This window comes from Mesorhizobium sp. M7D.F.Ca.US.004.01.2.1, from assembly GCF_003997785.1.
GTDB classification, from domain to species: Bacteria; Pseudomonadota; Alphaproteobacteria; order Rhizobiales; family Rhizobiaceae; genus Mesorhizobium; species Mesorhizobium loti.
Map to the genome: position 1 here is coordinate 1 of NZ_RZRQ01000044.1, position 26,783 is coordinate 26,783.

Annotated in this window: 20 protein-coding genes and 1 pseudogene; 7 read left to right on the top strand and 14 right to left on the bottom strand. The window is 57.9% G+C overall.

The genetic code is table 11. The features are described 5' to 3' along the window. On the top strand, positions 1-542 hold a 542-nt coding region (locus EN993_RS09480), incomplete at its 5' end, for a thiamine phosphate synthase (protein ID WP_127263045.1). Then, a complete protein-coding gene (locus EN993_RS09485; RefSeq protein ID WP_063169417.1) occupies positions 533-1,348 on the top strand; it encodes a hydroxymethylpyrimidine/phosphomethylpyrimidine kinase in 816 nt (271 codons plus the stop codon). The genes EN993_RS09480 and EN993_RS09485, both read left to right, overlap by 10 nt. A gap of 905 nt (positions 1,349-2,253) precedes the next feature. Here EN993_RS09485 and EN993_RS09490 read toward each other — a convergent pair. From EN993_RS09490 to EN993_RS09520, 7 genes are all read right to left on the bottom strand, one after another. Continuing rightward, complete coding sequence (locus EN993_RS09490; protein ID WP_063169418.1) at positions 2,254-2,820, bottom strand: hypothetical protein; 567 nt, start codon at positions 2,818-2,820, stop codon at positions 2,254-2,256. Between the two features lie 24 nt (positions 2,821-2,844). Next, the gene (locus EN993_RS09495) at positions 2,845-4,818 is read right to left on the bottom strand and encodes a DUF3732 domain-containing protein (protein ID WP_063169419.1); all 1,974 of its coding nucleotides are present in this window, start codon (positions 4,816-4,818) and stop codon (positions 2,845-2,847) included. Beyond that, the gene (locus tag EN993_RS09500; RefSeq protein ID WP_063169420.1) at positions 4,819-5,331 is read right to left on the bottom strand and encodes a three component ABC system middle component; all 513 of its coding nucleotides are present in this window, start codon (positions 5,329-5,331) and stop codon (positions 4,819-4,821) included. Next, complete coding sequence (locus EN993_RS09505) at positions 5,328-6,494, bottom strand: ABC-three component system protein (protein ID WP_063169421.1); 1,167 nt, start codon at positions 6,492-6,494, stop codon at positions 5,328-5,330. The genes EN993_RS09500 and EN993_RS09505 overlap by 4 nt, the downstream gene beginning before the upstream one ends. 323 nt (positions 6,495-6,817) lie before the next feature. Beyond that, entirely contained in the window at positions 6,818-10,291 is a 3,474-nt protein-coding gene (locus EN993_RS09510) for an AAA family ATPase (protein ID WP_063169422.1), read from the bottom strand. Next, positions 10,288-11,547, bottom strand: a complete 1,260-nt coding sequence (locus EN993_RS09515; protein ID WP_063169423.1) for a DNA repair exonuclease — start codon at positions 11,545-11,547, stop codon at positions 10,288-10,290. Before EN993_RS09515 ends, EN993_RS09510 begins: the two co-directional genes overlap by 4 nt. 71 nt (positions 11,548-11,618) lie before the next feature. Next, complete coding sequence (locus EN993_RS09520; protein ID WP_063169424.1) at positions 11,619-17,204, bottom strand: DUF3320 domain-containing protein; 5,586 nt, start codon at positions 17,202-17,204, stop codon at positions 11,619-11,621. Positions 17,205-17,840: 636 nt separating this feature from the next. On the opposite strand from EN993_RS09520, the gene EN993_RS09525 reads away from it, so the two are divergent. Then, positions 17,841-18,254 carry a MucR family transcriptional regulator gene (locus EN993_RS09525; RefSeq protein ID WP_082826711.1) on the top strand — a complete coding sequence of 138 codons (414 nt, stop codon included), beginning with the start codon at positions 17,841-17,843 and terminating at the stop codon, positions 18,252-18,254. Between the two features lie 34 nt (positions 18,255-18,288). Beyond that, the gene (locus EN993_RS09530; RefSeq protein WP_127224212.1) at positions 18,289-19,119 is read left to right on the top strand and encodes a thermonuclease family protein; all 831 of its coding nucleotides are present in this window, start codon (positions 18,289-18,291) and stop codon (positions 19,117-19,119) included. Between the two features lie 13 nt (positions 19,120-19,132). On the opposite strand, the gene EN993_RS09535 is transcribed toward EN993_RS09530, so the two are convergent. From EN993_RS09535 to EN993_RS09560, 6 genes are all read right to left on the bottom strand, one after another. Then, positions 19,133-20,278 carry a DUF4236 domain-containing protein gene (locus EN993_RS09535; RefSeq protein WP_095770037.1) on the bottom strand — a complete coding sequence of 382 codons (1,146 nt, stop codon included), beginning with the start codon at positions 20,276-20,278 and terminating at the stop codon, positions 19,133-19,135. Between the two features lie 50 nt (positions 20,279-20,328). Then, positions 20,329-21,387, bottom strand: coding sequence for a hypothetical protein (locus tag EN993_RS09540; protein ID WP_224571173.1), 1,059 nt, complete (start codon positions 21,385-21,387; stop codon positions 20,329-20,331). Next, positions 21,375-22,691 (bottom strand): hypothetical protein, encoded by a 1,317-nt coding sequence (locus tag EN993_RS09545; RefSeq protein WP_063169428.1) that lies wholly within the window; start codon positions 22,689-22,691, stop codon positions 21,375-21,377. The genes EN993_RS09540 and EN993_RS09545 overlap by 13 nt, the downstream gene beginning before the upstream one ends. Continuing rightward, complete coding sequence (locus EN993_RS09550) at positions 22,691-23,509, bottom strand: hypothetical protein (RefSeq protein ID WP_063169429.1); 819 nt, start codon at positions 23,507-23,509, stop codon at positions 22,691-22,693. The genes EN993_RS09545 and EN993_RS09550 overlap by 1 nt, the downstream gene beginning before the upstream one ends. Continuing rightward, a complete protein-coding gene (locus EN993_RS09555; protein WP_063169430.1) occupies positions 23,502-24,941 on the bottom strand; it encodes a hypothetical protein in 1,440 nt (479 codons plus the stop codon). Before EN993_RS09555 ends, EN993_RS09550 begins: the two co-directional genes overlap by 8 nt. 197 nt (positions 24,942-25,138) lie before the next feature. Then, positions 25,139-25,579, bottom strand: a complete 441-nt coding sequence (locus EN993_RS09560) for a hypothetical protein (RefSeq protein WP_126066778.1) — start codon at positions 25,577-25,579, stop codon at positions 25,139-25,141. A gap of 153 nt (positions 25,580-25,732) precedes the next feature. Here EN993_RS09560 and EN993_RS38435 point away from each other — a divergent pair, with 153 nt between their 5' ends. The 3 genes from EN993_RS38435 to EN993_RS09575 are packed head-to-tail and all read left to right on the top strand — an operon-like array spanning position 25,733 to position 26,448. Further along, positions 25,733-25,843 carry a YHYH domain-containing protein gene (locus EN993_RS38435; RefSeq protein ID WP_095770035.1) on the top strand — a complete coding sequence of 37 codons (111 nt, stop codon included), beginning with the start codon at positions 25,733-25,735 and terminating at the stop codon, positions 25,841-25,843. A 28-nt stretch (positions 25,844-25,871) separates the two neighbouring features. After that, positions 25,872-26,111: a hypothetical protein gene (locus EN993_RS09570; protein ID WP_082826591.1), complete on the top strand. Its 240-nt coding sequence runs from the start codon at positions 25,872-25,874 to the stop codon at positions 26,109-26,111. A 52-nt stretch (positions 26,112-26,163) separates the two neighbouring features. Beyond that, positions 26,164-26,448 (top strand): DUF6804 family protein, encoded by a 285-nt coding sequence (locus tag EN993_RS09575; RefSeq protein ID WP_063169433.1) that lies wholly within the window; start codon positions 26,164-26,166, stop codon positions 26,446-26,448. Between the two features lie 203 nt (positions 26,449-26,651). Here the strand turns inward: EN993_RS09575 and EN993_RS09580 are convergent. Further along, positions 26,652-26,783: pseudogene (locus tag EN993_RS09580) on the bottom strand (IS481 family transposase); the annotation flags it as partial.

Sequence of the window (26,783 nt, forward strand, 5' to 3'; positions counted from 1 at the left end):
TCGGCGTCAAGCTGATTCAGGTTCGCATCAAAACCATGGATGAAACCGGGCTGCGCGCGGAGATCCGCAAGTCGAAGGCCTGGTGTGTCCAACACAAAAGCCAGCTCATCATCAATGATTATTGGCGCCTGGCAATCGAGGAAGGCTGCGATTTCGTGCATCTGGGCCAGGAGGATTTGCAAACGGCCGACCTCTCGAGGATACGGGCAGCGGGCGTCAGGCTCGGATTGAGCACGCATGATCATGTCGAGCTGGAAACGGCCATGTTTGCCGAGCCCGACTATGTCGCGCTCGGTCCGATCTATCCCACCACTTTGAAGAAAATGAAGTGGGCACCGCAAGGGCTAGAGCGGATCAGCGAGTGGAAGCGGCGGGTGGCGCCGATCCCATTGGTCGCCATCGGCGGCCTCAACCCCGACCGCCTCGACGGCGTCTTTGAGGCCGGCGCCAACAGCGCCGCAGTGGTCACGGACATCACGTTGAGCTTCGACCCCGAAGCGCGCACGCGAGAATGGATCGAAAAGACGGACCGATGGCGATGAGACGAGAACCGCATGTGCTTGTCGTTGGCGGATCAGATTCCAGCGGGGGTGCTGGAATAGCACGCGACATCGAGACGATCTCTGCCGTTGGCGTGCGCACCTGTCTCGCCGTCACAGCGCTAACGGTGCAAACGCACGACGCCGTGATCGAAATCCATCATTCGCCACCCAGCATGGTGGCCAATCAGATGTGTGCCGCGCTACAGGCCAACGACGTAGCCACAATCAAGATCGGCATGCTGGCGACTGCCAAGATCATTGTTGCCGTTGCCGCAGTGCTGCGCAAATTTCCGCAAGTGCCGGCAGTACTCGACCCTGTGCTGGCCTCCACCTCAGGCCGCGCACTTCTGGAAGCAGGCGCTATCGCTGCCATGAAGCGCGATTTGATGCCGCTTTGCTGCATTGTCACGCCCAACCTTCCTGAACTGGCGCTCCTTACTGGTTCCGAACCGGCTTCGGATGAGGACGGTGCGCTCCAACAAGGACAAAGACTGCAGGCCGTCGGCCCTCAGGCCCTGCTGATCAAGGGTGGGCACGCGTCGGGTCCCCGATCGGCCGATATTCTGTTACGCTCCGATCATGAACCCATCCACTTCGACACGCCGCGCCTTGCTATATCGATGCGCGGAACAGGTTGCATGCTGGCCAGCGCGATTGCGGCGCATCTGGCGAAGGCGAAGTCGCTCGAAGATAGCGTGCGCGAAGGCAAGCTGTTTGTGTTCGAGAAGCTTCAGAAATGCCGGCTGAATAATCACAACGTTCTGCGTCCAGCCAAGCAGACCCATTTTCCAGAATTTTTCCAGTAGCGAGACTGGAGGGCTACTGCTTCTCTATGCCATCCTTACAACGCGTTGAGTTCCACTGTGCCGTCCAGAATTATCTGTCGTTGTCCAGAATTAAGCCGGGCTTAGAACTGAAACGAACCCGCCGAAAGGTACGAGCGGCCCTCACTCGATAAGGGTTACCAAACCTATTCCTGTGGGCTACCAATCCGCGTGGTGGGTGGCCTTAGGTTACCAATCAGTGTGGCGTCCGGAATTATCTGCCTCTCTCCGGAATTAAGCCGAGATTAGAAGATCGGTGCGGTATTGCGCCCGGTCAAACCGTGTCGATTTGCGGCGTAGCCGACGTGTCTCACGCTTGGCGGCGTCGCACGCTGGTCCCGATTGTCGCCCGAATATCTGCCTACCGGCGACAGTGAATGCGCCAAGCTAGACCTTCGTCGATAGGGCGGCTCCGGTTTACCAATCCTGTCGTCCTAGGTTGACCAATCCGTTGTCGACCGTGAGCGGGTTTACCAATAAGGGCGGCTATATTCTGCGCAAACCCAATCACCTGATGCCAATCCAGAATTAATCGTCATTAAGGGCATTGGTAAACTCAGTCTGAAACCCCACCCTTAGCCAGAAAACTCTCCTGTTTTCAATCGCATAGCCCGCCCGCCAGCAACCGATAATTCGGGACCGGTAAACCCGTGAAAGGCCCAATAATTCCGGACGTCACACCAGTCTGCCCTTTTATGCGACTTTTCGAGCACAGACCGGGAACATCTGACCGTTTCCATTCATCGCCCAAGGCCGGTTTAGCGCTGGAAAAGCCAAAGTGCGGGAGTAAGAATGGCCGCAACGGGGCCGGAAGCCGTCGGTCAGCTTTCGGGGAGTGATCCCGGTAAGTTCGCAACTCATTCGCTTCTTTTCTGCAGTCCCCGCCATTACGAGTTGGCGGTGTCGGTCGCCGAGGGGATCAACGCCATTACTGCGGCTAGTTCGGCCCTCCGGACGAGGAATGGCATGCGCGTCGTCCCATAGTGCTTGGCAAGATGGAAGCGGTGCATGCCTCCTACGATGTGAACTTGGCCTTGGTACTCGCCGAGCAAAGGCGGTGTGACACCGCGGCCATGCAGCCATCGGTAGGCGATCCCACAGCTCTTGCTCTTGTAACGTTGATGCCAAGGACCCTTGTCCCTGCTGGCGGCGTAGGTAAGCCTGCCGCCAACGTCAGTGACATCAGCGTCGATAAGAATGAAATCCGTCGAAGCGTGGTCGCTGGGATCATCGCCGTCGAACGCGAGATAGAAGTTTGCAGGATCGCAGTCCCATATCGCAGTCAGTGCAACCGGAATGTTCTTTCTTCCTTTGCACCAGATGTCGACCTTGCGTTTCTCCTGAGCGCGGGCGACCTCGAAGGCTTCGTCTAGTTTTCCTTCCGCGACATCCATGGCTGTGATGACGTTCAAGCCAAGGGCCGTCAGACGGTTGATCTCGTCCACGTTCGCCATGCCTTCTCCTCTGGCAGCAGATTATTATCCACCGTTGGAAGATGCGGCGGCAATCCAAGCCTGAGGCACGAGGGCCTGTCCACGCCATTCCTCAATCAACTTGACTCCGGGAAGCTTGCCCCAGACGTCCTCATCTGCATGATCCAGCACGATGATCTGGAGGCGACCTTTCGCGGCCATGACCTCAGCGCCTAGGAGCGCAAAGACCTTCCTGACGGCGACCACGTCCTGATCCCTCCACGCGATGAGGTCGGGGCCCTCGTCGCCCGCCGCCCGCTTAGGAAAATAGACTTGGCTAGGTTGGTCGAAGATCAGCTGACCAGGGACTGGGTGATGAGGTTCGGCCAGGAAGTAGTGCTGCAGCGCAAGCATTAGTGCGACGTGATACGCGAGCCAATTGGCGCCGCTGCCAATCTCCCACAGGTAGTCCTCACGCGTTCCCCTAGTCACCTTGACGGTCAGGTCTTCAATCAACAGCCTAATCGGGGCCTCGGGCCACTCCGCGTCAAGCTGCGGAATCAGCCGATTGGCATGATGGGAGACTTGGTGCAACGCGTTGAATAGCTTGCGCTGGATGTCGGCCTCGGAGATCGTCTTTTGCAGCGTTGCAATATCGGCCTGCAGCGAGGTGAGTTCCTGCCGCAAATCCGACGACTGGTCGGCGCGGTCGTAGACGTGCAACGCCTGCTCCAATCGACCGAGGAAGCGCTCAAGCCTATCGAAGCGATTGGCCTCGTCTCGGGCGACGTCAGAGTCCCGTTCCAGCACCGCTATCTCGCTACGGACATCGTTCAACTCAGATAGGACCGCTTCAGCGGCGCCGCGCTGGCGCAGGATTTCCTTGTCAAGCGTGTTAGACATCGCAGGGTGGGTCCGCAGTCGGATCTCCAGACCGCCGAGGTTGTCGCAAAGGGCCAAGACCTTCTCGCGGCCGCCGTCCCCGAGTGCGACCAACGGATCGGCGAACTCGTCGGCCAAGTCCCTCAGCCACGTGGAAAGGTCCAAGCGGTCACGTTGGATGCGCATGGCGTCGCCGTACGCCTCGCTGCTCTCCACCAGACGGCGCAGTTCGTTCAGGCGCTGACGATGCTCGGTAAGTCGCGCGGCGATTTCAGTTTCCGACGCACGAAGGGTTTCCAGACGCGTCAGCACCACATCGATGCCGGCCAGGCTTGGTCGAGCAAGACTTGAGTTGCTGTTCGACACGCGCCGAAGCAGGTCAACAACGTCACTCCAGTCCTTCGGCACTTCAGTGGAGGAATCGACTAGGCCAAGTTCGACTGCCTGACGCAGCCACGCCTCCGCCTCCGCCCGCCAAGCGCCAGTTGCCGACACGATCGCGCGTAGCTCAGCCTCCTTCCGGCGGAGGTTGCGCTGGAGCCGATCGATCTCAAACCGCGCCTGGAGAATCTTTGCCGTGACCGCGCCCAGAACGTACGGGAAGATGGTCTTTAGCTTCTCCCGGTGTTCCGTCGTATCGGCCTTGAAAAACATCACGTCGGGATTGGCGATCACGTTCTGAGGTTGGAACGTGAAGGCCATGAGGTCGCGGAAGCTTGGCCTTTGCTTGAATCCATTCTCTGTACCTGGTTCGAAGTCGAGGTCAGTCAGTCCTGCCAGGCGGTTCATCGCGCGCTTGACCGTGTCGACATTGGTGGTCTTGTCGGTGATCGTCTCCGGAATTTCGACCTGTGCGCCCTCCAGCAGCACCATGTCGCCTGTGCTCTGTTGGTCCCCCGGTTCGCGTCGCGCCAAGAGCTTTTCGCCCTCCAGCGTCTCGATCAGAATGCCGAACCAGCTGCAGTTCTCGCGGATTACGCCCACCGGAATCGCGCATTTCTCCGAGCCCAGACAGTAATCAACAATAGGGATAACGGCGGACTTCCCGGTCTTCGACGCGCCGCTGATGACGTTGACGACACCGGGCTCGAACTTGACGACCCGCGGCGCTGCACCATTGCGGGGCCAAAGGATCAGTTTTCGAAGCTGGAAATACATCTAGAACTCCACCCGTAACAGGTTGGCCACCTGCGCGGTCCCCAGGTTCGAAAACCAGAAACCCAATTTCTCCGAGGCAGGTCCGAGGTGCTTGACGCGCTCTGGAAGGACGAGCCTCCTCGGTTTCGGTTCTGGTACGTTTGCTCTTAAAGTAGCATCCTTGTAATCCACGGACAGCAGCCGCCCGCTCACACCGACAGCGGCCGATTGCAATGTCAGAGTACGCAGCAGCAGCGCTCGCTCGTGGACGGCGAGGAGTTGTTCCCGTTCCTTCCCGAGCTTGGCCGCGAAGAGCGCCAGTCCAGAGGGTCGGTTTGTCGAAGTCACGATTTCGAGCGTTGCGCGATGCAGGACGATTGGCAGCACGAGAAACGCCAAGGCGAACGGCGCTGGACGTTCGTCCTCAGCCTGGAAACCTTGGCCAAATTGCCACAATGCGAAAGCCCCAAGTCCTGGATTCTGGACAAGGGCGAGGTCGCTGAGCGGTAGGTGCGATCGGCCAGCCTCAATCAAGTCGCTGGCTCCAAAAGAGTCTGGTAGTCGGGATGCCAGCCGAGGCGCAGGCCGTGGGCAAGGGCGTTGAATGATCCGTGGACGAAATGACCGGGGACGACTCGACCATCGAGTGGAGGCTGCAACTGCGCGCAGCGCCTGTAAACTATTCTACCACGAACCGTTGCGGGGTGTCCGGCCTGTATGTCGTGCACCTCTGCACTGACGTGCTCATAGCGACCGACAAGATCATCGTCCCAGTCACTTAGGTTCTTCTCAAAGATTAGCCCGCTTTCGCCCCAGATCGAGATGTCGGCGAGCGTCCTAAGGTAATCGCTAACAGCCCGGACGCACGCTTCGTCTCCCACCTCGATCAGCTCGAGTTGGCGGACGAAGGCGGGACGGTCGGCGATCAATTGTTCGATGGCCTCGACAGGCGGTTGCTTGGTGAAAGACGACAGCAGCCCTGGAAGGTTGTTCTTCTGAACAAATGCTCTTTGCTCGGCCTGAAACGCGTCCACGTCCAAGATGGCGGGCTTGCCAGCTCTAATCAGCCTGTCCGCCGCCTCCTTCGCAGCGCCGATCGCGCGTTCGCACACTAGGTCGATGATGAGCGGAGAGACCGTCGGCTTGAAGATCGCGCGTATCGGATCGACGGGATCTGCATCGACGCTGATAACGGCGAGATTCTTGACCAAGGCGGCGCAATGAGCCGCATCAGCGTTCAGGAAAGCTTGGACGTCGGCGTCGCATGCCGGTGCAGCTTTCAGCTTGCTGTGGGCTTTGGCGAGGTTAGCGACCAGCGCCTCCACGTCGGCATCTGTTTTCGCGTCGTTCAGCGCGATCGCGAAGGCACCCGCCTTCACCGGTGTGACATATAGCCGGAAATGGCTGGTCGCCGGGTCGATCTCTCCCGCCGCCATGAAGCTGAGCCAGTTGGCCAGAGACTTCCACAGGTCCGCAGCCCAGTCGGATATCGGATTTTGCTTCAGTGCGCTCTTGCTTTGCTCAAGAACGACTTCGCCGCCGACCAGGTGAACCGCCACATCGTCTAAATGTTCAAGAGAGACCAAGGCGCCGCTAGGCGCGTTGAGCAGGTGAAAGCAAAGGCGTACAGGTTGAAGCGCATAGCCGAGGTATTGGCCAGCGGCGCTGTGTTTTCCCGTTTGCGTCTTCGCGTTCATTGCCCATCCCGTTCTCCCGAGTCGCACCGGAAGAAGCCAGTAACGATATTGGTATAGTTCGCCGTTGTTTACAATTGGCGCCCCGGCGATAGGACGGCTAGGCGCGATACAATTGCTGTTTAGGGCCAGCTCTCGAAGTCCAGATTCGGCAGGACAATGAATTTGCAGGACGTCCATTATGGGCACATCGGGGCCGTCTATGGCTCGGGCGATATGTCCGCTTTTGGACGAACGCGAAGTTTGCCGGAACGTCTGACTTTGGGCGCATACTTGCCGTCAAATTCGGCGTCCTTCACTGGTTCGTTCACGTATTCCGGAGAAAATTACTGTGCGAGTTGATGGATCCTCGTTCCCGGTACGACAGCCTCAGCTATTTCACATAGATGCTTATGGTGCGTCAGGTAGATGACCTGACCTGTGTTTGCCATCGCTCCGAACAGCCTGAAAACCTCCTCCGAGCGAATATGGTCGAACGTCTCCATGATGTCGTCGGCGACGAATGGGACCGAGGGCCGAAATTGCGCGAACTCGTAATAACCGGCGAGTCTTAGGGCAAGGTACAGCTGAAATCGTGCACCCTTTGAAAGCGCTTCGGTGACCTTGGATTGCCCGTCACCCTGCACAGCAATGAGAACCTCACCACCTCTTACAGGCTGGGTTGTCAGCCCCGAATACTGGCCACGCGTCATTAGCTTGAACGCGTCTGATGCGCGCGCCATCATGCCGGAGCGATGGCTCTCACGGTAGATCCGCAAAGCATTGCCAGCCGACATGATGCCAAGCTTCAGCTCTATGTAGCGAACGGCCTTCTCCTCGATTTCCAGCAGGGTTGTGCGCCGTTCAGCATCCAGGCGTGCAACCGCACTATCACCGCCGATGGCGTCCAGCTTGTCGGCCGCGCGCGTCTGCCGGATCAGCTGTTGCTGGATGGTTTCATCGAACAGGCGAAGCCGCTGCTCACCCTCAGCCTTCTCGACCGCGAGGCCGTCGAAATCGATCGCGTCCAGGATCGAGCGGGCCTGCTCGAATCCGTCGACCGCGAGCTCCGCCACTATCCGTTCCTCAAGTTCGGCGACGGTGGTGCGCAAGCCATCGCGCTCACGCAACAGCTCATCGCGTTCGACTACCTCGGGCAGAGTGGCGACACCAAAGACGCCCAGCACCTCGTTCTTGCGGCGTTCGTGTGCCAAAATCTCAGTGTCGAGGATGTCGCGCGCCTCCTTGAGGCGCTTCAGGTCGTTGCCGAGGCTTGCCTTCGTTTCACGTGTCCGCTCGGCACGCTCTAGGCGCTCGGCAAGGCGGATGGCCAACTGCTCCGGGTCGGTATCCTTCGTCGGCTCGTCGGCTTCAACCGCAACGGCGATGACCTCGACCAGAAAATTGGCCCTGTCGGCCTCCATCTTGTCGATACGCAGCTGCAGGTCGTCCCGTTCCTGCAGGCTTCTTGAAAGTTCGGCCAATTGATCGAGCACAGTGCCGACGCCGGATGCGGAGAGCCCGCTTTCGAGCCAAGTTCCCTTGAGTGCTTCGGTAATGCCGGCCAGCCATTCCTCCTCGCGACGCTCCGCCACACCTACTGCAACCCGTCGTGCCGCTAGATCCTCTTCTTTGGAGCTCACCATTCTGAGCGCCTCGGCATACTCGGCGTCCACCTTGCGCTGCCGATCCAGAAACGGCTCCGCGATGGCCATGATTGCTTCGAGGGTGTCGTTGGACTCTGATACAATGCCGACGCTTCCCAGCACTGCTCTCATTTCCAAGCGTATCTGCTCGCCGGCGTCAGCGGCTCGCTCGGCCTTCAAGCGAGCAAGTTCGATCTGCTCCCAGGCAGCGAGCGCATCGCTGCGCGCCTCGATCTGATCCTCGATCCTTTCGATCAGGCGCTCAGACGAAGGTTCCACGGCGTCTCCGAGCAGGTCCCTGGCGGCCGCGCGGATTTCCAACAATTGGGTATCCACATCCTTGCCGAGCTGTGTGCGTTGGATGCCGTTGCGTGACAGGTTGGCCGCGGCCTCGGCCAGCTCGCGCGTAGTTGCCCGGATCTCAGCCAGATCCGCCGCGCCGGCCAGCCGGCCTGCGCTGGCAATGTCATCGCGCGCCAATGCCACGGCGAAGTCGTCAGCGGTGTCACCGGTCAGCGCTGCGCGGTGCGTTGCCCACGCATCATCGCGAACTCGGCGGATGGCGGTAGCCGCTTCATCGTCGACAATGTCGCCCGAGGCACGAAGGGCATCCAATCGTGCGGCGAGCATGGCATGGTTGCCCTCGTATTCAGCAAGGCGTTCGGCAAGTACGGCGGTGTTCCTTGCCAGTTCTGACGCTACCGTCTTCCAGGCGGCAATCTGCCCGGCGCTCGGAACCGCGACGTTGGCGAGAGCGAGGGCATCTCCGTTCCATGGACGCAAGCGCGCGAGCGCCGCCTTCCATCGGATTGTTCCCGCATCTTCCGCCTCGCGAGCCGTCCTAATCTCTGCCTGGTGTCCGCTTGCTCGCGCTTTCGACAAAGCCGAGCCCAGCCTTGCCCTGGCAGGTTCGGGCACCGCCCTTTCCTCGCCGACCCGCTGCCTTGCCACCTGCAGCGCATCGAGTGCCGCCGCGGCTTCGTCGCGAGCGGCACGCATCCCGGTAGCAATCCCGGACCTCTGCTCGACCATGGCGCGAACGACGCCAACGGTGACGGCAGGCAGAAGCAGCGCGCCAGGATCCGCCTCGGAAGATCGGCCCAAGGCGGCAAGGCAGCTCGCCACGCTGTTGTTGAGGATTTGCAGCTCCATCCTGCGAGTGGGCAAGTCAAAGCCAGCCGCGGTATGGCGCACCTTGCTCTCCGCCAGCCCGCGAATGCGTTCGGAAATCGACAGGATCGGTTCGTCCTCGTCGACCGCAGTGACTTTTTCCGCCAGGCGCTCGGTCTCGTCGATGTTTGCGGACAGCCGCGTTCTGAGGCTGGCATCGTCATCGATCAGTTCGGTGACACTTCCCGTCGATGTCCGGGCTGGGGAGGCGATGTCCGGCAGCTGATCCAGCCGGGCAATCTTGCGCCGGATATCCGCCAGCATCGGCGCAGCACGCACGTAACGAGCAAAGGTATCCAGCCTGGCCACCAGCACCGCCCGATCGCTGATGGTTCGGCCGTACTGCTGCGCTGCATCGAGACGTTCGGCCTCCAGGCCCTCGTAGGTTGATGCAAGGGTGTCGATCGCATCCCTGCGCGACTTTACGTCAACAAGGCGCTTCTTCAACAGCGCCAGTTCGGTTCCATGCGCCTGCTTCCGATACAGAGCGTCTGCTTCGGCCTCGAGGGCGTTCAACGTATCACTTGCGTTCCCAAGACCGGCGCTGGCCGTGAACAGAAGCTTGCCGAGGTCGCCCCGCGACTCCAGGATAGATTTTCCGCCGGCTTCCAACGTCTCGTCATCGAGTGAGAACATCGTCGTGTAGGCGTCGCGCGACAGACCGGCGAGATGCGCCGTGATCGCCACCTCGCTTACCGGTTGGCCCGTCGCATTCAATAGCGAATTACTGCGCTGTTTCGTACGCGTGAACGTGTGTTCGGAGCCGGCCAGTTCCAGCACCCCGCCGATGCGCATGGCACTGTACTCGTGCAGGAAGTTGTAGCGGCTCCGTTCCTCGATGCCGAACAGCAAGTCTAGATAGGCCGAAAGCGCAGTCGATTTGCCGGCCTCATTCAGGCCAAACACGATATGCAGATCAGGTCCGGATTCCGGTTTGGGTCCGAAGTCGATCGAACGATCGGTGAACTTTCCATAACGAATGAGGTCAAGGCGCCGCAACCTCATGACGATCCACCGGCCTTAAGGCGGGCAGTCACCAAGTCCGCGCCCTTGGAAAGCACCTGATCGAGGAACTGTTCCAGCCCGGCTTCGTCCGTCCCAGCAAAATCCCGCCCGTCGGCCGGAAGGTCGGCGACCATCTTTTGGACGAACGCCCTCGCCTCAGCGCGGAAGGCCTCCGAGGTGGCATCGGCACGCATTGATTGCTCGAGTTCGAAAATCGGATCAGCAATATCCTCGGCGGTCTCCGTCCGAGGCGGCGCGAGGTCAAGCTCGAGCTTCTCCACCCACGTATGGCCTAGCTGTTCCGCAGCCTGTTCGGCTTCGGCAAGAAGGAGGTCCCTGTCGCGGATCAGCGCCCACATCAGTGGTGACGTTCCTGTCAGGCCAATGCGAGCCACAGCATGACGCGATCGGACGGTTGCCCGCATCTCTTCGAGTGCGAAGCGAACACGCGCGACGGCCTCGGGCCACTCCACCGCTCCGGTAAGGTCGACGCTCACCCGTTCGAACTGCGCAACGCTGGTCAGCCGTTCCTCGATCTCCACCGAACGGTCGTGGCGCACCGTCACCAGGGTGACTGATTTCTCACCGGCCTCGTTGATATCCCTCCCCTGCGGTATTCCCGGCATCACCACGGCACTGGCGCCAGGATGGACTTGGCGAGCATGGATGTGGCCGAGGGCCCAATAGTCGAAACCGTGGGCGTGCAAGTCAGCGATGCTGCAGGGCGCGTAAACGTCGTGACCTGGCGATCCAGCCAGACTGGTATGCATGATGCCTATGTTGACGGCCCCTTCACGAGCCGCCGGATATTTGGTTAACAGGCTGTCCGGCGCCTTAGGGTTCGCAAAGCTCAAACCATGGAATACGACGTCCAGACCGCCGGCTGTCTGCAATACCGACTGAGCACGACCACCAAAGATGGTAACGGTGTCGGGAAATACCAGCTGTTTGGAAATCCGCGACAGGGCGTCATGATTACCGCGGATCTTGAAAACCATGATGCCGGCCTGGTGCAGGCGTGTCATCTGCGCGCCCAAGAACCGCGCTGTCTTCATTGAAGTCTGGTCGCCATCGTATAGGTCGCCAGCAATGACCAACGCGGCCACACGTTCCTCAAGGCAGAGATCCACTATCGAAACGAATGCCTGGCGGCTGGCGTCGCCCACCAGCCCGGCAAGATCGGGATTTCGCATCGCCAGCGAACGAAGCGGCGAGTCGAGATGAATATCGGCCGTGTGTACGAATCGAAATGCCATTCGGCCTCCGCCAGCAAAAGAGGTGTTCCGAGCTTCGACAGAAATTGCAACGAGGGCGCTGCAGCGCCCCGTTACACTTCAGCTAATTTCTCGCTCGCGGATTCGCCGGCCACCAACAAGCCGTCTTGGGACCGTAACACTCCTTTGGCAACCAAATCGGCGACCCCAGCTGAAATCAGCTGCCTTAATTGTGCGCTTGTGGCTTTGAAGCCCAGCATCCTGGCAACGCCTGTGGCGATTTCTTCCTCTGTCGCACCGAGGTTGGATTTCACGACTTCCATAGCGCCTTGGGCGACCTCGTCCTGCGCAATCATTTCGGGCTTGCGCAATCCAGCGGACACGACCCCACTGCGATCCCTGAGACGAACAGGAACACCTGGCTTGAAGCAGAAGTTGCCTCGACGGGCTACTGAACCACCTCTCTGTGCTATGCTTACCCCCCGCTCGATTGCATCCTGAATCCTGCCACCGGCCCGCTGCAGACCCCAGGCGTCCCGAATACGCGAAACTATTTCGTCGACATGGATTGGCGTTTCTGTAGCCACGACCTGCTCGACCAGTCCGGCCATGATTCCGCTGGGCGTCTCGTGGAGTTCGAACGATCCCGGTCGCTTTAGTTCGGCCTCTTCGTAGGCTCGATTGGGTGTCTCGGATCCGTTTGTGCTTTCGAGACCGATTTCCGTCACGTTGCCTCGGTCGACCGTAACAACCTGCACGGCTACAGCTCGATTTCTCTGGACCCCCAATTCGGCCCGCTCATCGAGTTCTTTTCTGGCGGCCTCAATCGCTAGTATGGTTCGCTCCAGCTGCTCACGAGGCCGTTGGAACCAGTCAGCGCTCCAGATGCGATGGATGATCCAACCATGGTCTTCCAGAACCGACTGCCGAAGCCGGTCTCGATCTCTGGCCGAGCGAGATGAGTGATATTCTGCGCCATCGCATTCGATGCCAAGAATATAGCGGCCTGGCCTCTCTGGATCCGCAACTGCGAGGTCGATGAAGAAGCCGGCAATGCCCACTTGAGCATGAACCTGATAACCCATTTCGATCAGCGCGTTGGCTACCTGTTCTACAAAGATTGAATCCATTTCGCGAACCGTGACTTGGGCAAGCGAAATTCGCCCTGTTCTCGCGTAGTGCAAGAAGAGCTTGAAGGCGAAGATGCCTTTCCCTTTGCCACGCTCCAGGTCGATGTCCTCGTCTGTGATGGACGCGAATACTTCGCAGCTGCGCTTGGCGCGGCTTATGAGGACGTTGAGCCGACGCTCGCCGCCTTCCGCGCCAAGAGGGCCGAAACGCATGGCCATGTATCCCTGGGCATTCTTGGCATACCCCACCGAGATCATGATCACGTCGCGCTCATCGCCTTGAACATTTTCGAGGTTCTTGACGAAGAATGGCTCGCTTGGATGAGCGTGAAAGAATTCCTCGGTGTCGGGATTTAGTCGCCGCAGCGCTTCGAGTTCATCCTGGATCGCGCGGCGTTGGCTAACCGAAAATGTTGCAACGCCTAGAGTCTCTTGCGGGTTCACCTTCGCATGACGGATGATCGCCTCCGCTACTGCTCTCGCCTCTACCGGATTGGTTCCTGTGCCGCCGGAATCGAAGACCCCCTCCGGCACATGATGAAACCGCAACCCCATACCTGCCTCTTGGGTATAAGGGCTTGGCACGATGAAAAGCCGGTTCTCGTAGAACTGGCTGTTCGATACTGCGATTAGAGATTGGTGACGGCTACGGTAGTGCCAGCGCAGCATACGCTGCGGCAAGCCGCGGGCCGTGAACAGGCCGAGGATGCTTTCAATGTCGGCGACCTGCGCGCCCTCACCCTCGTCATCTTCAGACTGCGAGCCTGTCATCTTCGCGAAGAATGTCGTGGGTGGCAGTTGGCGTTCGTCGCCAACGACGACCACCTGACTGGCCCTGGCGACCGAGCCAAGTGCGTCCACGGGCTGGATCTGAGACGCCTCGTCCATCACGAGCAGATCGAAGGACATCCGGCCGGGCGACAGGAATTGCGCCACCGAAAGCGGGCTCATCATGAACACTGGCTTCAGCGCCTGGATGGCAGGGCCTGCCTTCTGCATCAATTGCCGGATGGGCATGTGGCCTCGTCTGCGCGCCATCTCAGAACGAAGCAGTCCGACAGGTCCAGCTCCGCCGTCTCTTGAAGGAATTTTCCGGTGATGAGCCGTTACAACTTCGATGGCGCCGGCCTTGATGCGCTGGCGGTCCAGATCTGCGAAGTCACGTACAGCCCTGGAATGCAGTTCCCCGTCGAACCTTGCCAGCTCCGGCTCATCGGTCGCCATCGCCAGAAACATTCGTTCGTAGTAGGCCATATCAAAAACTGATCGAGCCGATCCTGTTGTAATCTGGCCGTTGGCTAGGCCGTCTATCAACTGTCCCAGTCCAGCCTTTCGGGCCGTTTCGGATCGCTCTTCATAGGCAACCCATTTCGAGAGCTGCTCCTGATGATCGAGCCAACCCTGCAGCCGAGAAACGACCTCGCCTATCGCGACGTCCGGAAAATCGACTACTCCAAACAAGGAGGGAGCATCGGCTTTCAAATCCCCTGTAAGCGCCTTCAATTCCCGCGCTGCCGCTTGGGCCGCTTCACGTGCTGAACGTGCCGAGTTTGCGATCTCGATTCTTTCAGGCAACCGCGCAGCCAGATGTCGGATCGAGCCATTTTCTTTCAGCCAAAGCTCGGCTTGCGTGAGAGCGGCCCAATCGGATCCTCGACCGTGCCACGACGAGCCGAATACGAACTTGCCAAGGCTCTCTCCCGCATCGATCCCTTGAGCAAGTGCTTGTAGTCTGCCTAGTCGGCGCAGTAGCTCCACCCGCTCAGTGATTAGATCCGGAACGTCAGTCAGAACCTGTCGTGACGCATCATCGGCTTGAGCTACAGTGCTCGCCTTCGCTTCCATCAGTTGCAGCGAGGCCCGCTCGGCGGAAGCCACGTCGCCTAGCATGGATGACGCGAGGTGCCCGAGATCGTTCCAGAAACCTTCGATAATTGGCCGACCGATTTCGATAACCTTGCGAACGCGCGCTGCACGCGCACCGGCCTCGGAGCGTTCCGCCATCCGGCCGGCGATAATCCGAGGTTCGGGGCCTAGCCCTCGTAGAGTCCGCATCCACTCCACTAGCGCGAGCAGTGGCGCGGAAGCCGATCGCTCCCCACGCCAATCTGCCCCGAAGGCGGAACGGCCAAAAGCGTCGCCTTCGCGGACTCTTGCTGCGGCAGCCTGACCCTTCATCAAAAGGTCGAGGAGACCAACTATCTGCGTCGCAGGCGCGCTAGGGTCGACCACAATAGTCCGCGCAAGTGCTGTGGCGCGACGGTAGTCGCCGTTCAATGCTTTCAATATTCCCGTGTGTGTGGCGAGCGCCTGCCGCGCCGCGGCCACCTCGGTGCTCCACGCCGCGTCAACAACCTTGCCCTGAAGGTCGGCTCTGGCAGCCTCAAGCGTCGCTACGCTGTCGGCAAGGTCGCCTGCCTGCTCAAGTCCGGAGTCCCAAACGGTGGCTGCGAAGGCCTCCGGACTTGCGTCAGGTGCTGCCGCTACTCGCTCGCCGGTCACGGCCAGCCTGAGCAAGCCTGCCAACGTGTCTGGCAATATCGCCGATCCGAGTTCCTGATTCAGGCGCTCAGCTTCTTCCCTCAAGCGTGGGAGCAGAATGGTGAGCTGTCGCGCACGATGGAAACCATCTTTCGGAAATTCCGAGGGAAGCTTTGCAAGCTCTGTCTCGAGACCTTCAATTGGCGTGTCGATAGCCGTTGCCGCCAACTGCTCCGAAAGTTCCTCGGACTTGCGGGCGAAATCCGTTCCTGACCAGAGAAGCGATGAAATGTCTTTCGGACGCTCATCCCATACCGGCGAGACGAGCGCCTCGGCAGGAAGTCCAGGCGCGGACGCGAGAAGCTCAGCGCGATCTTCTATCTCGCCGCTGTCGCTGAGAATTTTCGGAGGCTCGGCCTTGATCCGCTCAGCGATACCGACCAGTTTGGCGTGCAGTGCCTTGGCTTGGTCCAGCAACGCCGCGATGCGTGGGACGAGCCTCTCAATGGTCGTTGGAAGAACGACATCCAGGCCAACTCCCCGCCACGGGTGGTGGATCGGCAAGCCGATCTCGTTGATCCGCTGAGAGACCTCATCGAGCAATTTGCGACGTTGCGAAACGCCGTCAGTTGTCCAGCTTGTGGCATCCGTAAGTTCGATGTCCACTGGTTTCTGACCGACCTGCCTTAGTCGGGTTAGCTGGCCGAGAACCTGATAAGGAGTGAGTTCGGACGCTCCGAACGCAACGTGCATTCGTGCAGCATGTGCGTTGAGTTTATCGCGAGCCTCCAGCAAGCGATCAGTTAGGGAAGAAGGAAGCTGGCCCCTGGGCGATCCGAGTTGCCAGGTTCGCCGCAGCTCCTCTAGCATCATGCGCTTGTTCGCCTTGTTACTATGCAGCTCAAGGCAGGCGTCCCCCACCCCAGCAGTGTCAAGCCGTCGCTTGACGACCTCCAGCGCTGCCATCTTTTCGGCCACGAACAGCACGGTCTTTCCGTCGGCAACGGCCGACCCAATAATGTTTGCGATCGTCTGCGATTTTCCTGTCCCAGGCGGACCTTGGATAACGAGGTCGCGACCTTTTCTGACGTCATGGATCGCCAGTGTCTGAGAACTGTCACTGTCGACGATATGCAACATTTCGGCGGGCGCAATGTGCGGATCAATCGCTATGTCGTCCGACATAAGCGGCTCGCGTGTTTCGAAACCATCTGAAAGAAGCGAGCGGATCTTCGGTTGTTCGATAATCTTTGCGCCATCGGGCCAGAGATCCGGATCCAGATCACGGTACATCAAGAACTTCGCAAACGAGAAGAAGCCGAGCACCATATCGTCGCGAAGCACCTCCCAACCCTCTTTGGTCGAAATTGCTTCGGCAACGGCATCGAGATAGGCCGAGACGTCGAAGTCATCTCCCACCTCAAAACGCGGCAGAGCGAGCTTGTGAATGCGGTCGAGATAGAGTTCCAAGGAGAGGTTTGCGGTAAGATCTTCCGGCCGGGCTCGTAGGCGGAATTTTTCTCCAGCGGCCCCTCGCTCAAGCCGAACCGGCACCAAAATGAGGGGGGCCTGACGGATGTTCTCTTTGTTGTTCGGGTCAATCCACTTCAGCATTCCAAGGGCCAGAAAGAGGATATTGACGCCCTGCTCTTCCTCGAGTGTGCGGGCATCATGGTAGAGATCAAGGAGCCGCCGCTGCAGCCCAGTTGGGGTCATACGCGTCTGCAGCTTGGTGTCCGAGTGCCGCGCGGATATCCCTCTGTTATCGACTCCATCGTCCTCTGGTTGGGCGAGAGCGACGGGGGAATAGTCGATCTCTTCGTCTGGAGGGCTGCTTTCATCCTGGCCCGCTTTCGGCCTATCGGGCTTGCCGGCCAGGAAGGTAAAAGCCTTTCCTTCGGTCACCAGCAATCGATAAATTTCGGACGACTTCTCATCGACGATATCGATCGTCTTCGCGCTCTTGGAAAACCGCGGCACATTCAAAAGTCGATTGCGGGCGGAAAGATCGAGCAACTCCATCCTGGCGCGCTCGAGTTTCTCCTTTAGAGGGAGATCGCTTTGGAAGACTGACTGTTTTACGTCCAAGACTTACATCCCCTTTGAAAGGAGAACCAGCTAGAGCCCGCGTAGAGCGTTCGCGCAAGAAAAAACAGCCGTGTTCAATTAGAAACGACTGCGATCACTTCTGGACACCGTCCAATATTGCGACGTGTGATATGGGTCAGAGCCTGCATTCTTGGCCCCCTTTGCCTAGTCGCTATCCGACGAGGATTCTCGCTCCCTGCCCCCGTATTTAGCCGCCTCCACAATGTCTTTTTCTGACACAGAGAGTCCGTTGCGGACCCGAATGGCTCCCGCACTTGGAACGCGGTCCAATTCAGATCCAGTCTTTGCCTTATCCTTCTGGGGCTTAACCTCCGGCGGCGGGTCTTTCGAAAATGTCATGCGTAGGTCCTACTCGTCCAAATCTAAATGCATCCGCCTGTGAGCCTCAAGCCGCTTTCCTGGTCATACAAAGAAAACGCCGCGCCCAATCAATCCACCGTCTCTCGTGGTTCCGCATTCTGATTGGCGCTTTAACATTCATCACTATTAGCGCCTGGCATTTAGTATCCTCCCTCTACTGGTTTTTTTAGCCGATAAGTAATAGATCGGGATTTCACTGCAGAAGTCCGGAGCCATGAAGTGACTGACGAAATCCAAAATACGGCCACCGCGCTGATGGAGCTTACCGCCGATATCGTTGCGGCTTATGTGAGCAAGAATTCAGTGCCGGTCTCCTCATTGCCGGACCTTATTGCCAGCATCAATTCGTCATTAGCGCGTATCGGCCAGCCGTCCGAACCGGAAAAACCCGACCAAGTTCCCGCGGTCAACCCCAAGCGCTCAGTCACTCCAGACTACATCGTCTGCCTCGAAGACGGCAAAAAGTTCAAGTCCCTCAAGAGACACTTGAACACGCATTTTGGACTGACGCCCGACGCCTATCGCCAAAAATGGGGCCTCTCCAACGATTACCCCATGGTCGCGCCTAACTATTCAGCCAATCGCTCCAGATTGGCAAAATCGATTGGCCTCGGTCGCACAGCAGCCGCGCCCAAGAAAGCAGCAGCCAAGAAGTCAAAGACGCGCTAGCAAAACATTTGGCAGCTTCGCAAAGGATCGAAAATTGAATCGCGATCGCTATTCCCATCGCCGCAGCTCGCGGCCAAGACGCGGCCGGGTTTCAATTATGCGCAAGCGTTTCTTTTCACATAAATCATTAGCCGCGATCCTGGTGATCACGCTAGCAGTGGGCGCTTATGTCACCTCCTACTTTACAGGGTGGGGCAACCAGATCGCGGGACCCAATACAGCAAGCGCACTCGGGTCAAAACCGAAGCCTATCGTCGGCGTAGCGTCCATCGTTGACGGGGACACGATCGAGATCCACGGACAGCGTATTCGTTTCAATGGCATCGACGCACCTGAAAGCAGCCAAAACTGCAGCGACGCAAGCGGGCAAGAATACCCATGCGGCCGCAAATCCGCAGAAGCACTGGACATCTTCCTCAGTCAATCCCGACCCATCCAGTGCAACTTTGTTTCGTGGGATCGTTACAACCGCTTCGTTGGTGATTGTCAGCGGGCGGACGGTGCTAGCATTGCGTCTTGGATGGTCGAACAGGGTTATGCCCTGGATTGGCCTCGATACAGCCATGGTAGTTACGCGTCACAACAGGCAGATGCCCAAAGGGCCAAGATTGGCATCTGGGTTGGCACTTTCACAGCCCCTTGGGATTGGCGAGCAACACATGCAGCCAACAATAAACCCGGTAATGACACATCCTACGGCCTTACAGGCCGTCGCCAAATAGCTCAGAGCTATTCGTGTCAACCGCGTCGCTATTGTAAGCAAATCTCCTCATGCGATGAGGCGCGCTGGTATCTCAATAACTGTAGCTGGGGACCCAAATTGGACCGGGACGGCGACGGAATTCCGTGCGAAGGCATTTGCTGACCAAGCCAATTCCTTAGCGCGCTTTCAGCAAGCCGGACTGGCCACCAGCGTTTCGGTGCATTTGCGCGAGTGCCAATAGAGCCTGGCAAAAGGGCTGGCTGACGTTTGTCTTGGAAAATTCCACCAGCTCGTTGAGCCCGGATGGGCTAGAAAACCGCAAGGCTTCGTAGCGACAGACAGGGATCTGCCGATTATCTCTGAAGCGTTTGTCGGGTCCGCCATTCTTATTGGGATGAGCCCAGGTATAGCTCACGATCTCAGCATCAGATGGAACTTTGCCGGTCTCAATAAAATTGCTGGGGGCAAATTGCGTCCTGAGGTCTCCATACCCAACGGCACCGTACTGGTTTCCGTCCTTCACCAAAATCATGTCTGGCATGAAATAAAGGATTTGCCGGCCGACGTGTATCGACGGTGGTGTGACATTGCTGCGAACAACCGTCGGCAAGGAAGCTTGGAGCGTCGTCGACTTTTTATCGACCAACATCGTGGCTCCCGCATTGCGCTTCCAAGTCGTCAGATCCTCTATCTTGCCACCAGCCGCGACATGCCAACTCGCCGCGCAGCGTGTGAGCGTGTCAAAGGCGGCGACAAGTCGCCCGTAGGCCGCCTCCGCGTCCTGCTCCAAATCATAGTAGAGCACGCTCACCCGGCGGTAGCTGTCCAACCAGTTGCCAATAAGCATGCCCGGCAAAAAGGCAGCAATACCGATCAGCGCCACCCCACCTCCCAGCATTGCGCCTGCGATCAATCCGGCGATCCCAAACAGCACGGCCAGGATGAGCGACATTCGCGTCTGCGATTGCCTCGCATTGATTTCATCAAGCACATTGGCAAATGTCTCATCACGCATCTCGATCACATCGGCGGACTCGATTTCTCTCATCACGACGCCACCGCTGACATATTCCACGGGTGAGGATGTTGGATGGGGCTTTGGCCCAGATGGGAATTCAGACAGTTGCAGCGTCTGCTTGGCGCTGCGCTTTCCCAAAGTGCCTCGGTAGTAGAGACCGCCGACGCCTGCATGAATATAATGCCCTCGTGGGCCAGTCCCGATACGAAGACCTTGCACGCCAACGGACGCGCCAACCCCGCCAGACGAGAAGTTAAAGCGGAAAGGTCCCGCACTAATCGATTTTCGAACGTAAAACCCCATCCCCGCAATCCCCCCCAAGCCCTGTGAGCGAAACCCAAGGGCAGTTCGCCTCACAACTTTGGTACCGGAACCAGTCCAATATCTGTCTCTCGCGAACGTTGCCTGACCCTGATCTCAATTCGCCTCCTCGCCTTGACGTCGCCGGCCTGTGCGCCGTCGGTGAGCCGGTCGCCAGGCAATATCAACTGGCCGCCGGACATTGGCAGGATGGTGAAGCCTTTCAGTTCCGGCATATCGCGCAGGATGCCTGTGACGGAGATCGCTCGCGCTAATCCAAGCCCGGCATTGTCGGCAGGATGGAGTGTGCCAATGTCCATCTTGCGCGCCAGTACGGGCTGAAGGCCTCTGTCCATATTCGATGAGTCACCGGACATCGCCTGCTCGTCCGTGTGGCCAATCACCTCAATGACGTCCACACCATAGGAAGTTGCAATTCCAGCAATGGTCTTCGACATCTGCCGCAACTTCGTTTTGAAGCCACCGGAAAGCTCCGCACTTCCAGTATCGAAATTATAGCCATCGAGCTCGCTAAGACTGATGATCGGTGGCCAATCGTGTGGCTTGTCAGCAGAGGCCTCGTTCCTTGCCTTCTTCAGTGCGTCAGCAAGATCCTTGGACGTCTTGCCCGTGCCAACGTAGCCGAGCTCGCGCAGAACCTTCATCTTCTCGATCATGGCTTTGGCCTGATCAACGTCGACGTCGTTGTCAGAGAGGACTTTGGCGGCCGGCGCGCTTTTCACCGCTTCCTCAAGGGTCAGTCCCACTTTTTTGATTGCCTCTGCGGCCTCTTTGGCCCGGACCAATTCACGCCATTCTTGATCTGGTACATTGCGTCGACTTGCAGGCTTGACCATGGCATTCAGCTGAGCCAGCAACCGCTTGTTTTCCTCGTCAAGCTTGCGAGCGTTCTCATTGAGGGACTGCGCAATCTTCTGCGCTGCCGCAGCCTCTTTCTTTGTCTTGGCGATGAGCGCGCCTGCAGCAAGCAAAAGGCAGAAAACGAGAAGCAGCATCGTCTCAGCCATCGTCAGGCCGAGTATCAGGCCGCGGCCATAGCCCTTGCGCTCAAACGTAATGGCTGTTCCGCTAACCTCACTCACCTGCCCCACCAACTTGCTCTCTTTGGCGGTTCACCCTTCTCCACCTCCGCCGGACTGCTTAACGATCGGAAGGTGTCGCCCTCCGTGTCATCCGAAACCTTGATTGGCGTCTCCACAGGGGAGGCAACAGTGGAAGGTGCCGCCACTCGCTCGACATCGTTCGCTATCGCATTGCTCAGAGGCTGGGGAGTGCGCACGGCCGGGAGGCTATGTTGTGTAAGGGTTGCGACGAGGCCGCGTGTTTCATTGCTGTGTTTCTGCATCACAGCCATGAACTCCTCAGTCAAACGCTGCTGCGCTTGGACAGTTTCTGCGGTCTTTTCTGCGGCCGCTGCCGCTCTCTCCACTCCAGTCGCCACCTTGATCACTGCGTCGGCAAGACCGGTCATCCGCGTTTGCTGCTCTTGCGAGGCTGTTTCGGTTTTTATCGCATATTGTGCGACAGCATTACCCAGGAGCTTGACCATCGGCGCCAGATCGTTCTTCAGCACCTCATCAGGAACAACCACCTTTTCCAGCTTGGCAGCCATATTGTCGGCTTGATTACCGAGCTTTCCAACAGAGTTGGACATCGAGCTGTTGGCTTTATCCAGCAAATCCGCTGCAGCTCCAACGCGGTTCGCTATCGAAGCAAACTGGGTTTCGACTTGCCCGAAATTGTGCTGCAACGCGTCACTGAGCTTGGCAGACGCCTCTTGGACAGGCTTGATCGATTCCATGGCAATATTGTCCAGGGCAGATCGAATGTGCTCCCCATTGCGTGCCGCTTGCTCGGCAATCTCTGCAAAGCCCTCTTCGAGCATTTGATGGCTGACACGACGAAAGTCGGCGAACTCCCTGGTTACGCTTTCCATCTCGGCTCTTACACGCCGTGTCATGTCGGCAAGTTCGTGCCTCGCCGTTCGCTCAATGTCCGCGGGATCGCGCCGCATCTGATTGTAGAAAACCCTCAGAGCAATACCGGTGATCGTCGACGTGATCGCGATGCCAAAATTTTGGACGATCGTGTCGGTTGAGCCTTCCGTTCCAAACTGAAACAGCGAGACCCCAAGGCTCGTCAGGGTGAACAGGAAGCCCATATAGTAGAGGTTATCGCCGGTCTGCTCGTCGTGCAGTTGTAGCTTTCCAGCAAAGATCGAAACCCCGAGATAGAAAAACATCAGGCAGGCCGGTGCTACCGCCGCGACGATCGGATTTACGCCTGAGAGTTTTGCAATGGCGATGAATACACACCCGCCGAGTGTCAATGCCGCGAAAACCACGACCGGCAGACGTGGATGATCCAGCAAAGGTTTGTCGTGCGCTCTCGCCATCAGTTTAACCCATCCAAGCCAACCAGCTTTTCGAACTCGCCGTGATGGTTCTGGACCCAATGTGTCCAGAACTCCGCGTGATCCAGGGTCTGAAATGGCTTCTTTGCCCGATCGATATAAAGAATTGTGATGCCCACCCCATCCAGCGACGTCCCATATGTGCGGTCGGCGGCGCTGTTGAGGTATTTTTGGTAATCCAGTCCCGATCGGTACTGCGAGTAAATCGTCGTATGCTCGATCATGTCAGAGGCGACCACCAATCGCTTGGGACTGCCCTGTTTGGCCAAGCTGCTATCGAAGAGCGACAGCTTGATTTTCTGAATTCCAGCCATGATCGGAGATTGGCTCGCGGAAGCCGCATTCGGGATTTCATCGGGAAGTTTGTTCAAAGGATCGCCGAAGGCGTTTTCCCACTTCTTTTGACGCCGCGCAGGATTGTTGGTCCAACTATCGACGGTCGACCCATCACCGGGATTGCATCCATCGAACATCACCGTCAGCTCACCAGGCGCCGAGCTCAGGGTATAAATCCTCACATACCCACCCGGCTCGACCTGCCCAATGGTCTTTCGGAACTCGTTCTTGAGATCAGCCATCGTCGTTGCCGAAATTGGATCAGTGGCGTCGATGAGGACGGCGGTCAGGCTGGAGGGTCCGTCCAATGGGCAATTCGTGTTGGCGTCGATATGGCCATTGCCAGACCTGGTCCACATCCAGCCGAAGCCGGCCAACATCGCAACGGATAGCACACCAAGGGCAATGGCCGCGGCAATGGTACCCGCATTGCCTTTCTTGCGTCTGCGGGTTCGCCTAGACATTCACGCTGTCCGGGTGAAGCTTATCAAGATCTCGGTACTGCTCAATTCCCCGTTCGCATTCCTGACCAATCAGACGAACCTGCTCGTTGAGTTCCTCCTGCGCCTGGCGAATTGATGCGCCAACATCTCCCTCATTCCACTCCCGCTCGCCGGTGACGTATGGCTTGATGCGATCAAGTTTGTAGGGCGTTCCGAAATGCTTGGGCGCCGGCTCGGTCCTCGCCTGGATGTTGGCTTCCCGATACATCGACAAAAGCTGATTGCAGGCTCGCTCCAATTGGTCTTGATGCTGCGCAAAAAGAGCCAGAAGCCTCGATCGATGATCGACAATCGCGCGGTGCTCGCGCCGGCGACTACCAAGCTGCTTGACGATTTCCTCCACTTTTTCGTTGTGGTCGTCGCGGACATCCTGCAGCTCTTCGATCAGTTCCTTCTTTCGATCGATGTAGTCATCGCGCCGTCGAACGAGCCGATTTTCAACGCCAGTGTAGCCTGGGTAAGGGTCGAGCACGAACCAGCCGTCGATAAAAGCGAAAAGCGAAAACATCAGGCCGATCGCAAACAGCAACCAGGACTTGATGTCCGTGAGACCCGCTGGATTGGCGAGCATATTACGGATGACCTCAGCGCCGGCGCCGTCAGCGAGCGAGCCGCTGACCTCACGGTAGTGCGCTAGCGCCAAGTTTATCGAAATCGCCAAGCCGATATAGAAAAGGATTGAAATGATCCCAACGAATTTTACGAAAAACGACCGATGGGTGACGAGACGAGCGCAGAAAACCGCCAGGAGCAAAGCCGCCCCGATGTTGATGAAAGAGAATGCCGCAGCCTCAAGGATGCCACCAAAAAATCCCTGCTCATTGCCCTTGGCCAGGAAGTTGCCGTTCATCGCTGTCTCGACCAGAAACAGAAATAGCAGAAGCGATAGCCGGAAAATGTGAGCGGCACCGTGCTGCACACGCGCGGCACGAACGAGACCGTGCTTCTCCTTAAACCATGCATGCTCTTTTTCGGCGTCGTTCAGGGCCCTTCTCAGGCCGTGAAGTTCATCGAGGCCCACGGCGACCGAGGCTTTGAAGTCCGAAACGCTAGCGGCATTCGTCTGACGGATTAGACCGAATTGTTCCTCGAAATCGAGGCCGGCAAGACGACCTCCAAGGAGTTGCAGGTTGTCCTCAAGAGTGTGATGCGCAGCCTTCTTCTCATCCTCAACGCGTTCCACGATGGCATGTTCGACATCGTCGAGATTCTTTGCCGTTTTCGGGGGTTGGTTCACCTCGCCGCGCTGCTTTCCGCGGTTAATGACATCCAGGTCGCCGTCGATCTTGGCAGGGTCCAGGCTGTTGAATAGCTGAGTGCTCGCCCGAAAATCGTGGTTGGATTCTCGCAGTGAGTCACGCAACTTATTTAGTTTTTCGAATTTAGAGCCCACGCACTCACAACCCCAACTTTACGCCCCCCGGCAGAGTGGTTTCTATGCATAGTAGAGCTAAAGGGCAACCGCACATTCACTTCTATCCACTTGCTAGTGCGGATCAGGCTCAATTGAGTTCCAACAAATGATCATGGCTGCTGATCAACTGGTTGATCGGCCGCGACTAGTCATGTCATGAGCCGTGCTGCGATGCTCTAAGGACAGAGTGCTACGAGCGGGTTCGCGACTGGGAAATTATCCACAGTCGTATACGTGTACTGGATCTCACCGCCCAGGCGAACGAAGGCAGATAGTTCCTCCGCACGACAGACATAGTTTTTGGTCATTTCATCGATCTTCTGGACATAGACCGGCCGCGAGACGCCAGCAGCCAACAATTTGGCGTCTACTTCCGCATCGGTCTGAGCCCAGGTGGCGTTGAAAACGATCCTTGGCCCGATTGCGATGATGCTCCGAACGGAGATGTTCGAACTGATCAGCATGGGCAATGCTGGAGCCATTTCGGTTTGCATTTTTTTTGCGTAGGCGCAGACGTCGGTCTTGGTGTACTTCGAGAGGCATTCATTTGCCGTCGCCACCCTTGGCCATGTCAGCAGGATCGCCAACGGGACGTGCATCAATCGCAATCCATCCAAAGTATTCTCCTCGCCCGATCTTGGCCTGCACAGAGGAGCATCTATCCTATTTGTGTTCACAGTGCCACGAGCAGCTTGTGCCCGACCGGCAATAGTGCTCTGTCTGAAATACTTTGGGAGGGCAATAAAATGAAAACAACATTTCTCGCGGCTATGGCCGCTGCAATAATCGCTTGCGCGACCGGCGCGTTTGCACACAGTGGCGGCACTGATGCCAACGGTTGCCATACCAACCATAAGACCGGCGCGTATCACTGTCACTGAAGGTCACGCCTTTCTGAGGGACACAAACATGCTGAAGAACATCATGTCAGCTCCGCTGGGCCTCCTCTTCATGCTGGGCGGGCCGATCACCTACGTGATGAATGTCGTCGACACATGGCAGGGCCATGCATCAGTGGTCGTAAAAATCCTGATTAACTTGAGCCTGGATGCGATGTTGGCGTTCATTTGGCCGATCACTTGGGCAATCTGGCTTTTCAAATATATGGCGGGCGCCGAAACTCCACTAACAACCGTGCTGGGCGTTTGAGGATCAAGTTTGCTGAAAATAATGCTTTTCGACGCCGGCCGGAACGGTCCGGTTGGTCTGCATCTGTGTAGCTATTGCCTCGCTGCTGGCGGTAGCGCCATGGCCGTACGGCTATTACCAATTCCTCCGCGTGGTGGTCTTTTTCGCCGGGATCTACTGCGGAGCCATGGTGTGGCGATCAGGCCCTGAAAATCGCACCCTGGCTTGGGCGCTGTTTGGAGCGGCAGCGATCTTCAACCCGTTCATGCCGGTTCATTTGCCGCGCGAGCTGTGGGCAATCTTCAACGTCGCAGCGGCTACTCTGTTCGGCTTTGTCGCATACCGGCACCGGAATTAAGCCGATAATCTGAGATGGCCAAGAGTGGACCTGAGACGCCGAAGGTCAAGGCGCGCCCGAGGGTCACCGTGTCACAGCCGTTGGCGCTTTATGCGGGAGATCTCCTCGAGCGGACGAAGGAGTACTTCGAGGCTTTCAACCATCTAGGCTCGGAGTCGGAAAAGGCGCATCTTTTTGCCCGTTATTTTCTATTTTCGCATGCCCTAGATGTGGAGCTTCAACAGGTTGTCCTCGATCAGGGCGAGGCGACTGATAGGCGTTTTTGACTTTAGGCTGCCATGTGGACGATGCCAATTGTATCTGTGCAGCCAGACAGGCAGTTCGGCGGCACGATG

Bases quoted from the DNA above. Each gene is read 5' to 3' on its own strand.
- EN993_RS09545 (WP_063169428.1), bottom strand. From the start codon at position 22,691: ATGGCGAGAGCGCACGACAAACCTTTGCTGGATCATCCACGTCTGCCG.
- EN993_RS09490 (WP_063169418.1), bottom strand. From the start codon at position 2,820: ATGGCGAACGTGGACGAGATCAACCGTCTGACGGCCCTTGGCTTGAAC.
- EN993_RS09535 (WP_095770037.1), bottom strand. From the start codon at position 20,278: ATGGGGTTTTACGTTCGAAAATCGATTAGTGCGGGACCTTTCCGCTTT.
- EN993_RS09505 (WP_063169421.1), bottom strand. From the start codon at position 6,494: ATGAACGCGAAGACGCAAACGGGAAAACACAGCGCCGCTGGCCAATAC.
- EN993_RS38435 (WP_095770035.1), top strand. From the start codon at position 25,733: ATGGCCGCTGCAATAATCGCTTGCGCGACCGGCGCGTTTGCACACAGT.
- EN993_RS09515 (WP_063169423.1), bottom strand. From the start codon at position 11,547: ATGGCATTTCGATTCGTACACACGGCCGATATTCATCTCGACTCGCCG.
- EN993_RS09510 (WP_063169422.1), bottom strand. From the start codon at position 10,291: ATGAGGTTGCGGCGCCTTGACCTCATTCGTTATGGAAAGTTCACCGAT.
- EN993_RS09495 (WP_063169419.1), bottom strand. From the start codon at position 4,818: ATGTATTTCCAGCTTCGAAAACTGATCCTTTGGCCCCGCAATGGTGCA.
- EN993_RS09525 (WP_082826711.1), top strand. From the start codon at position 17,841: ATGGAGCTTACCGCCGATATCGTTGCGGCTTATGTGAGCAAGAATTCA.
- EN993_RS09485 (WP_063169417.1), top strand. From the start codon at position 533: ATGGCGATGAGACGAGAACCGCATGTGCTTGTCGTTGGCGGATCAGAT.
- EN993_RS09550 (WP_063169429.1), bottom strand. From the start codon at position 23,509: ATGTCTAGGCGAACCCGCAGACGCAAGAAAGGCAATGCGGGTACCATT.
- EN993_RS09570 (WP_082826591.1), top strand. From the start codon at position 25,872: ATGCTGAAGAACATCATGTCAGCTCCGCTGGGCCTCCTCTTCATGCTG.